Origin of the sequence: Nonomuraea sp. NPDC050691, from assembly GCF_040654455.1 — a bacterium.
In the GTDB taxonomy this organism is placed as follows: domain Bacteria; phylum Actinomycetota; class Actinomycetes; order Streptosporangiales; family Streptosporangiaceae; genus Nonomuraea.
Genome location: NZ_JBFAIA010000260.1, coordinates 1 through 8,432 on the forward strand (window position 1 = coordinate 1; position 8,432 = coordinate 8,432).

General features: G+C 69.3%; 9 protein-coding genes and 1 pseudogene. 3 read left to right on the forward strand and 7 right to left on the reverse strand.

The genetic code is table 11. From position 1 onward, the window contains the following. The coding region (locus AB0H81_RS42260; RefSeq protein ID WP_358387373.1) for a hemerythrin domain-containing protein at positions 1-823 on the forward strand (823 nt) is incomplete at its 5' end. A 387-nt stretch (positions 824-1,210) separates the two neighbouring features. Here AB0H81_RS42260 and cysS read toward each other — a convergent pair. Together cysS and AB0H81_RS42270 are read right to left on the reverse strand one after the other, a co-directional pair. After that, positions 1,211-2,602, reverse strand: a complete 1,392-nt coding sequence (gene cysS / locus AB0H81_RS42265; protein ID WP_358387376.1) for a cysteine--tRNA ligase — start codon at positions 2,600-2,602, stop codon at positions 1,211-1,213. Positions 2,603-2,646: 44 nt separating this feature from the next. Next, complete coding sequence (locus tag AB0H81_RS42270) at positions 2,647-3,033, reverse strand: PPOX class F420-dependent oxidoreductase (protein WP_358387379.1); 387 nt, start codon at positions 3,031-3,033, stop codon at positions 2,647-2,649. 54 nt (positions 3,034-3,087) lie between these two features. Between AB0H81_RS42270 and AB0H81_RS42275 the strand changes: the two genes are divergently transcribed. Further along, positions 3,088-4,560, forward strand: a complete 1,473-nt coding sequence (locus AB0H81_RS42275; protein ID WP_358387381.1) for a DUF2637 domain-containing protein — start codon at positions 3,088-3,090, stop codon at positions 4,558-4,560. Between the two features lie 462 nt (positions 4,561-5,022). Here AB0H81_RS42275 and AB0H81_RS42280 read toward each other — a convergent pair whose 3' ends face one another. The 4 genes from AB0H81_RS42280 to AB0H81_RS42295 form a co-directional block, all read right to left on the reverse strand. After that, positions 5,023-5,301 carry a GlsB/YeaQ/YmgE family stress response membrane protein gene (locus tag AB0H81_RS42280; RefSeq protein ID WP_175595543.1) on the reverse strand — a complete coding sequence of 93 codons (279 nt, stop codon included), beginning with the start codon at positions 5,299-5,301 and terminating at the stop codon, positions 5,023-5,025. Positions 5,302-5,400: 99 nt separating this feature from the next. Continuing rightward, positions 5,401-5,688, reverse strand: coding sequence for a GlsB/YeaQ/YmgE family stress response membrane protein (locus AB0H81_RS42285; protein ID WP_358387385.1), 288 nt, complete (start codon positions 5,686-5,688; stop codon positions 5,401-5,403). A 170-nt stretch (positions 5,689-5,858) separates the two neighbouring features. Further along, positions 5,859-6,338 (reverse strand): 2-C-methyl-D-erythritol 2,4-cyclodiphosphate synthase, encoded by a 480-nt coding sequence (gene ispF, locus AB0H81_RS42290; RefSeq protein WP_358387388.1) that lies wholly within the window; start codon positions 6,336-6,338, stop codon positions 5,859-5,861. Positions 6,339-6,355: 17 nt separating this feature from the next. After that, on the reverse strand, positions 6,356-6,838 hold the full coding sequence (locus tag AB0H81_RS42295; protein WP_043624891.1) for a CarD family transcriptional regulator: 483 nt from the start codon (positions 6,836-6,838) through the stop codon (positions 6,356-6,358). 239 nt (positions 6,839-7,077) lie between these two features. On the opposite strand from AB0H81_RS42295, the gene AB0H81_RS42300 reads away from it, so the two are divergent. Further along, a complete protein-coding gene (locus tag AB0H81_RS42300; protein ID WP_358387391.1) occupies positions 7,078-7,662 on the forward strand; it encodes a copper chaperone PCu(A)C in 585 nt (194 codons plus the stop codon). On the opposite strand, the pseudogene AB0H81_RS42305 reads toward AB0H81_RS42300, so the two are convergent. Continuing rightward, a pseudogene (locus tag AB0H81_RS42305) lies at positions 7,574-8,432 on the reverse strand (DNA-directed RNA polymerase subunit beta'); the annotation flags it as partial. The gene AB0H81_RS42300 and the pseudogene AB0H81_RS42305 overlap by 89 nt on opposite strands.

Here is an 8,432-nt window from a genome sequence, read left to right on the forward strand (position 1 = left end):
AAGGTGCGAGGCGGGTACCGTGCGGCGGCGACAGCGGAAGGGCACGGGCGGGGCGGATGTCACCGTTCCCCGGCTCGTACACCGCTCCCTGCGCGACGACCTCCACAGGCTGGCCGACGTGATCGGCGGACTGGCGGACGCCGTCGAGGCGAGCGCCGTGCCGCCGGCCTCCTCGGTCGCGGCCGACTCCAGGCGAACCGCGGGGAGCGCTGCGGAGCGGCCCACGGGCGCCCGCGCCCAGTCCCGGCGCGCGCCGAGCGTGCCTCTGGTGTCCCGGCGGCGGGCCGTGGCTGTGCGGGACTACGTCGCGCTCCTCTGCGAGGAGATGGACCGGCACCACGAGTGCGCGGAGCGGATCCTGTGGCCACTTCTGTCCGAATCCGCCGGCGCGGCGATCGACATACGCCCGTACATGGAGAGCCGAGACGTCCTGACGCCGATCGTGGCGGGGCTGCGGGCGGCGGCCGACCAGTTCGTCGATGATCCCGAGTCGGGCGCGGCGCTGCTCGCCGCGCTGCTGCGGGTGGTCAGGGAACGGATCGACGAGCATGTCGACCACCTGGACCAGGACGTGCTGCCGTTGATCACCCGGTACGTCTCCGCTGAGGACTACGCGGCGGCCTCGCGGCGGATGCGCGCCACCATAGCCCCTCACCGTGTTCCCTGGGTGCTGCCCTGGGCGGCCCGGCTGGCGACCCCGGAGGAGCGTCGCCAGCTCATGCGCGAGGCCGGGGTCAGCAGGCGGGCGCTGCTGGCGATGTCCGGGCGGGCGTACGCGCGGCTGGAACGCCGTGTGTTCGGCCCCGCGATCAGGCACTCCTGACCGCGACGACGCCTGCTCGGTCCCCTGGCACCCGGGCCGCCACCATGCGCGCCTTCTCGCCCCCCCGGCCCGTCCCCCACGCCGTCCACGTGGCCGGTCTGTGCTCGCGGCCCCCTGATGTCCGTGCCCGCACCGCCTACCTGCCCGGACTGTGCCTGCGAGGCCGCCATGGAGCGGGGGCAAGCCGCCCTCGTACGGGGGCCGAGGAGCCAGGGAGCGGGACAAGCCGCCAGGGAGCGGGGAAGGAGCGAGCGGGGCAAGGAGCGAGCGGACGCACGTGCTCAGCATGTGCTCAGCACGTGCGTCCGCTGCCGCAGAAATCAGATGCCGCGATAAAAGGCCCGGACGCCCCCGAAAGGGCGCCCGGGCGTGTCGAAAGGCGGGGGCTCAGTGGGAGAGTTCCCAGCGGGCCCCGTGGGGCGTGTCCTCGACCGTGATGCCCGCCGCCGCCAGTTGGTCCCTGATGGCGTCGGCCGCCGCGTAGTCCTTGCGCGCCCTGGCCGCCGCGCGCTGCTCCAGCGCCACCGCCACCAGCGCGTCCACCACCGGCTTGAGGTCGGACCCGGCCGTGCGCCACTGGGGCGAGCGCGGGTCGAGGCCGAGGACGTCCAGCATGTTCTGCGTCTCGGCCAGCAGCCGCGCCACAGCCTCCTTGTCGCCGCGCGAGAGCGCGACGTTGCCCTCGCGCACCACCTCGTGGACGACGGCGAGCGCCTGCGGCGTGCCCAGGTCGTCGTTCAACGCGTCGACGAACGCCTGGGGCAGCGGCGCGTCGGCGTCCACGTCGTGGATGACCTCGGCCGCCCTGGTCACGAACCCCTCGATGCGCTGGTAGGCGGCCGCCGCCTCGCGCAGCGCCTCCTCCGAGTATTCGATCGAGGAACGGTAGTGCGGCACGGCCAGGTAGTAGCGCAGCTCCACCGGGCGTACCTTCTGCACCATCTCCGGGATCAGCAGCGAGTTGCCGAGCGACTTGCTCATCTTCTCGGCGCCGATCTTGAGCATGCCGTTGTGCATCCAGTAGCGCGCGAACCCGTCGCCCGCCGCCTGCGACTGGGCGATCTCGTTCTCGTGGTGCGGGAACGTCAGGTCGATGCCGCCGCCGTGGATGTCGAACGTCGGCCCGAGGTACTTGGTCACCATCGCCGAGCACTCCAGGTGCCAGCCGGGCCGGCCCGGCCCCCACGGCGTCGGCCACGTGGGCTCGCCGGGCTTGGCGCCCTTCCACAGGGCGAAGTCGCGCGCGTCGCGCTTGCACGACTCGTCGTCGGTGTCGGCCGCGGGCCGCATGTTCTCCAGCCGCTGGTTGGAGAGCTTGCCGTACTGGTCGGCGTAGGAGAGCACGTCGAAGTAGACGTCGCCACCGGAGGCGTAGGCGTGGCCGCGCTCGATCAGCCGCTCCATGAGCGTGATCATCTCGGGCACGTGCCCGGTCGCGCGCGGCTCGACGGTGGGCGGCAGGCAGCCGAGCGTGTCGTACGCCCAGGTGAACGCACGCTGGTTACGCTCGGCCACCACGAACCAGGGCACGCCTTCCGCGGCCGCCACTCTAATGATCTTGTCGTCGATGTCGGTGACGTTGCGGCAGAACGTCACGTCGTACCCGGAGCGCAGCAGCCAGCGCCGCAGCACGTCGAAATTCACGCCTGAGCGGATATGCCCGATATGCGGCGGAGCTTGCACGGTTGCGCCACACAGGTAAATCGACGCCCGGCCGGGTTCCAGAGGAACGAATTCTCGAACGGCGCGTGTGCTGGTGTCGTACAAGTGCAGGCTCACGAAGGAAAGGCTAACGCCTCAGCCACGCTCACATGCCGAATAAATCACCCTCGCAGGATGACGCGCTCCGGCGTGACCCTGACGATCAGCCGCCGGGTGCCCGGCGCGTCCTCCCACGGCTGCCCCATGTACTTGTGCGAGAGCTCCTGGATGAGCTTGCCTTCGGGGTCCTCCTCCAGCGTCACCCGGCCGCGCACCTCGGCGTACCGGTAGGGGTTCGCGGGGTCGACCACCAGCAGGCTGGTGCGCGGGTCGCGCTCGAAGTTGCGCGGCTTCACGCGCCCCGCGGCCGTCGAGAACAGCACGTCGTTCCCGTCCGTACGCACCCAGACCACCGTGTTCTGGGGCGATCCGTCCGCGTTCAGGCTGGTCACCGTCGCGAAGTTCGGCGCGTCGAACAACTCGCGCACGCCGTCGGAAAGCTCGGCCATGGTCTTCTCCTCGATCAGTCGTGAACGCCATTCTTCTGTAGGCTCGACAGCGCCATGGACGTGACTCCCCCCTCTACGCTCCGCCGCCTCGGCATCGCCCTGGCCGGTGTCGCGGTCGCCGCCCTGACCGGCGCCGCGTGCGCACTCTCCTTCGACGACCTGCGGTCGCTGGCCGTACGCGGCGAGGCCCGGGCCGACCTCGCCTACCTCTACCCCGCGGCGTTCGACGCGCTGCTCGCGGTGGCGCTGATCAGCCTCCTGCTGCTGCGCTCGGCGCGGCTGCTGGTGCGGCTCCAGACGGCCATCGTCCTGGTCGTGCTGCTGGTGGCCGCCGCAACGGCGAACGTCTCGGCCGCCCTGCGGCTGGAGCCGGACGTACGGCAGGCGGCCGTCGGCGTGGCCGTCGCGCCGTGGGTCATGCTGGCGGTGGCGCTGTGGCTGTGGCTGCTGCTCATCAAGCACGTACAGGAGCGGCGTTCCGTACGCGACGACGACCGGGACGACGACGCCGACGAGCGGGACCTCGTCCCCTTCCCGCGCGGCCGCGCGGCCGACGCGCCGCCGCCCCTCTCCGAAGCGCCGCTCACCGAGCCGGTGGAGCAGGTCCTGGAGCCGACACCGGTCGTCGGCCCCACTCCGGCACCCGAGACGCCCCCGATCTCCGAACAGGTGACCCGCTGGCCGGCCCGCGAGCCGGCGGTGTCCGAGACGGCAGCGGCCGAAGCTGCGGCTCCCGCCGAGGTCGCGACTCCAGGGCGGGCTTCATCTCGTGGGCAGGGCGCAGCCCGGGCGGAGGCGGCCCGGACGGAGGCGGCCACGTCCTGGGAGAAGGGCGCGCCCGGGGAGGCTGCCGGCGAGGAGACGGCTCCCCGCGAGGCGGCGCGGGTGGAAGCGGCGCGGGCGGAGGCGGCTCGCGCCGAGGCAGATCAGGCGGAGGCGGAGCGGGTTGAGGCCGCTCGCGCCGAGGCAGCGCGGGCCGAGGCAGCCCGTGTGAAAGCGGCGCAGACTGAGGCGACACCGCCGGCGGAGGCCGTGCCCGCGGAGAAGCCCGCGGCAGCCGCGGCCGAGGCCGTGCCCGCCGATGCCTCCGCGGAGCCCCGGCAAGAGATCTCTCGGCAAGAGGCGCCGCCGCGTGAGGCTCCCCTGCAAGAGGCGCCTCGGCAGGAGGCGCCGAAGCGGCCGGTGCGGTGGGGGGATCGGGTGAAGCCGACCGACGTCCTCGTCCACCCTCGTACCCCGGCCGGCAAGGACGCCGACACTCAGCCCGTGCCCGTGATCCCCGACGAGCGCCCGGCCGCCGGTGGCAGAGGGCCGGACCCGGCGCACGGCCGCGAGGCCGCCGACCCGGGCGAGTCCCCCACCGGCGCGGCCGAGGACGTCACCACCCGGCCCGCACCTGACGGTGAGCGCGACGAGTCCATCGTGGACACCGCCCCGCATCCCGTCGTCCACGAGGAGCCCATGGAGGCGTACGACGACGCTCCGGCGCGCCGTATGCGCAGCACGCCCCTCCCGCCCGAGGAGTGACCCGCCCGGCAGGCCCCGCCCACGCCAGGACGGACGCACTCCCAGGCTGCCGCCAAGGGGTGTGCTCGGCGTGGCGGGGCCGGCGTTTCTCTCCAGGCTGGCGGCCGGCCGTTCAAGGGCTCGTCGTGTCGTCCCTCACGTCGGTGCGCCTGTCGGCGAGCCGCCTGAACGGCCCGCCTGGGGTGAACGCGACAAGCCCCAGAAGGCCTCTTCCAGGGCGAACGGGGCGAGCCGGTGACACGAGCCGGTGAGGCGCGCCGCACACCCCGCCCGGGCCCCTTCAGGCGACGCCCCAAGGCCTCCTGGAGCCCTCCAGGCGACACGGAGACGCCCCAGGCGCCACGAAGACGCCCGCGACACCGAAACGCCCCCAGGCAACGCGGAGACCCGCTCGGCGAAACCGAGCGGGTCTTTCCGCTATACCGCGTGCCGCGCCGCTCTCAGAGGCGCGGAGTAGTCGTCTTAGATGCTCCGCGAACCGCTACCGCGGCGCAGTCCGGCCACGAGGCCGACACCGACGATCGCCAGGACCACCTGCATGACGAGCTCGATCCAGTCGATGCCCGGGGTGGTCTCAACGCCCAGTACCTGCGCGATGAGAGTGCCCACGAGGGCTGCGACGATACCGACGACGACGGTGAGGATCCACCCGATGGCCTGCCTGCCGGGCAGCAGCAGACGGCCGACGGCACCGATGACGGCGCCGATGACGATCGCGCCGAGGATGGACTGGATGGTCATGGTACGAAACCTCCCCATGAGGGTGAGCCGTTCACTCTCTCACGGTGAGATCAGTACCCTGGCGCGCACAATTATGCGTAGAAATTACGTTGCCGCTGGTCAGACGCCTGTAGTTCCTGGACCGGATGCTCGTCCGGCGCTCATCCGGGCCACCAGGAGCACTCCGCCGACCGCGAGGGCGAGTTGGAGGATGTGCTCGATCCAGTCGATGCCCCTTGTGTCGGCCCAGCCGAACAGGTGCGCGATGAGGGTGCCGAGCAGAGCGGCCACGATGCCGACGATGAGGGTCAGCCCGATCGACATGTTCTGCTTTCCAGGAACGATGAGCCTGGCCAGGGCGCCGATGATGGCACCGATGACGACGGCGGAGACTATGGCGCCGATCATGTGTACTCCCCCCGAGACGTTCACATGCCACAAGGGGACTTACCCGGCATAACGGGCCACTACTCCTGCGAGAGGCGACGGTCCGTACCGCGCCAGTGACGGACCGTCGCCTCGGTCGGCGCGGCGGGCAGGAGGTGGCGCCCGCCGGGACGCCCCTCGACCGCGTCCGTCTAGGAGACGCCCGGAGAGCTGGAGAGGTTGACGACGAGCGCGGTGGCGATGGCGGCGACGCCCTCGCCGCGGCCGGTGAGGCCGAGCCCGTCGGTGGTGGTGGCGCTGACGCTCACGGGCGCGCCGACGGCGGCCGACAGCGCCTTCTCCGCCTCGGCGCGGCGCGGCGCGAGCTTGGGCCGGTTGCCGACGACCTGGAGCGCGACGTTGCCGATCTCGAACCCGGCGGCGCGAACCTTGCGGGCCGTCTCCTCCAGCAGGGCGACGCCCGAGGCGCCGGCCCAGCGGGGATCGGAGGTGCCGAACAGGCCGCCCAGGTCGCCGAGGCCGGCGGCGGACAGCAGCGCGTCGCAGGCCGCGTGCGCGGCGGCGTCGCCGTCGGAGTGGCCGGCGAGACCTGTCTCGCCCGGCCAGTGCAGGCCGGCGAGGTGCAGCTCGCGCCCGGATGCGAACGGGTGGACGTCGACGCCGACGCCCACCCGGGGAATGCTCGTGTTCAGGAGTTGAGGACCTCGTCGAGCAGGGCCTCGGCCTTGTCCTCGTTGGTCTTCTCGGCGAGTGCGAGCTCGCTCACCAGGATCTGGCGAGCCTTGGCGAGCATGCGCTTCTCACCGGCGGAAAGGCCGCGCTCGCGGTCCCTCCGCCACAGGTCGCGAACCACTTCGGCGACCTTGTTCACGTCCCCCGACGCGAGCTTCTCGAGATTTGCCTTGTAGCGACGGGACCAGTTGGTCGGCTCCTCCGTGTGCGGCATCCGGAGGACGTCGAAAACCCGCTCGAGGCCTTCCTGGCCTACAACGTCACGCACGCCGACGAGTTCGGCGTTTTCGGCTGGCACCTGGACGGTAAGGTCGCCCTTGTCGACCTTGAGCACCAGGTAGGTCTTTTCCTCACCCTTGATGGATCGCTTGGTGATTGCCTCGATCCGAGCAGCCCCATGGTGGGGGTAGACGACAGTGTCGCCGACCTGGAAAGTCATGTGACAAGTACCCCTTCCGCTGTACTCCAGGGTACCACGCGTTCACAGCCTCCCGGAACAGTGAAATCACCATAACCCCAGGTCAAAGCCGCATATTAGGGGTTGACAAGCGGTCAACTGTATGAATCGCATATGCCTGCACGGCTAATGACCTGCGGGGGCGTGAAATGACCATGGAATCAGGTGGATATGGTAGGCGCTGCACCATCACGCACGCGCGAACCAAGGAGAACCCGCCCGTGACCAGCCGTCGCTGGATTGTCGCCGCCGCCGCGCTCCTGGCAGCTCCCGTTCTTGCCGGCTGTTCGGCTGGATTCGGCGCCAACACCAACAAGCCGTACGCCCCCAACGAGGCGGGGGTCCTCATCGAGCAGGGCAAGTACGGCTCGCCACGTGGCGTCCAGATCCCCCAGGCGTTCATCCTCGGCCCCGACTCGGGCGCCCAGCTCGCGTGGCGGGGCTCCGCCCCGATCTACCTCAACATCCTCAACACGGCCGGCGCGCCCGACACGCTCACGGCGGTCTCCGCGGGCACGCTCGGCACGGTGAAGGTGGCCGCGCCGGTCCAGCTTCCTCCCAATCAGCTCGTCAACACCGGCAAGCCGTCGCCCCAGCTCATGCTGGAGAGCCTCTCCAAGAGCCTCAGGGGCGGCGAGACGGTCAGGCTGGATCTCACGTTCGCCAACGCCGGCGTCGTCTCGCTGAACGTGCCTGTGATCACGCGCAGCCGCGAGTTCAAGGACTACCCGGCGGCCCCCGGCGCCACGGCCGCCCCGACGCCCACGCCGTCGCCGTCCGCCACGGCCGCCGAGGGCGAGCACTGACCGGCCCGGCAGCACCGGCCCGCTGACACACGAAACCCCGGCCCGCACGAGCGGGGCCAGAGTCGGCCATCATGTAAATAGAGTTGAAGGACTCTTGATCAACTTCGTTGCCGTCACGGTCGATGACTTTTTGTTTGGACAGGTTGTCCATCATCGCTTTAGCGATCTTATCGCCGGCACGACCCCAAATATCGACCACTTTGTTGTAACGTTCACCGTTGGTTACCAAACCTTGACGGTATTGATCTTCGATTTCTTTAACTTCGGCATTAGCCTCGGCCAGCAAAGCTGCTTTTTCTTTCGGAATTTCCATATCGTCAACCGCAATGGAAATTCCGCCTTTAGCCGCAAAACCGAAACCGGTGTACATCAAGTGGTCGGCGAAAATAACTGTGTCACGCAGGCCGCACAGACGGAATGATGCGTTAATCAGTTTAGAAATTTCTTTTTTCTTCAGCGCTTTGTTGATGTACTCGAACGGCAGGCCTTTAGGCAAGATTTCGCTCAACAATGCACGGCCGACAGTTGTTTCGTAACGGTTAACAACAGGCTCAAACTCACCTGCTTCGTTTTTCACCCATTCACGCAGACGTACGGTAATTTTCGTACCCAGTTCAACCTGTTTGGTATGGTATGCACGATGCACTTCTTTCACATCGGCAAACAGGCTGCCTTCGCCTTTGGCATTGATACGGTCGCGGGTCATGTAGTACAGACCCAATACGATATCTTGAGAAGGTACGATGATTGGTTCGCCGTTGGCTGGAGAC

Coding starts and splice junctions, on each gene's coding strand:
- AB0H81_RS42270 (WP_358387379.1), bottom strand. CDS start 3,033: ATGGCCGAGCTTTCCGACGGCGTGCGCGAGTTGTTCGACGCGCCGAAC.
- AB0H81_RS42275 (WP_358387381.1), top strand. CDS start 3,088: ATGGACGTGACTCCCCCCTCTACGCTCCGCCGCCTCGGCATCGCCCTG.
- AB0H81_RS42280 (WP_175595543.1), bottom strand. CDS start 5,301: ATGACCATCCAGTCCATCCTCGGCGCGATCGTCATCGGCGCCGTCATC.
- AB0H81_RS42285 (WP_358387385.1), bottom strand. CDS start 5,688: ATGATCGGCGCCATAGTCTCCGCCGTCGTCATCGGTGCCATCATCGGC.
- AB0H81_RS42295 (WP_043624891.1), bottom strand. CDS start 6,838: ATGACTTTCCAGGTCGGCGACACTGTCGTCTACCCCCACCATGGGGCT.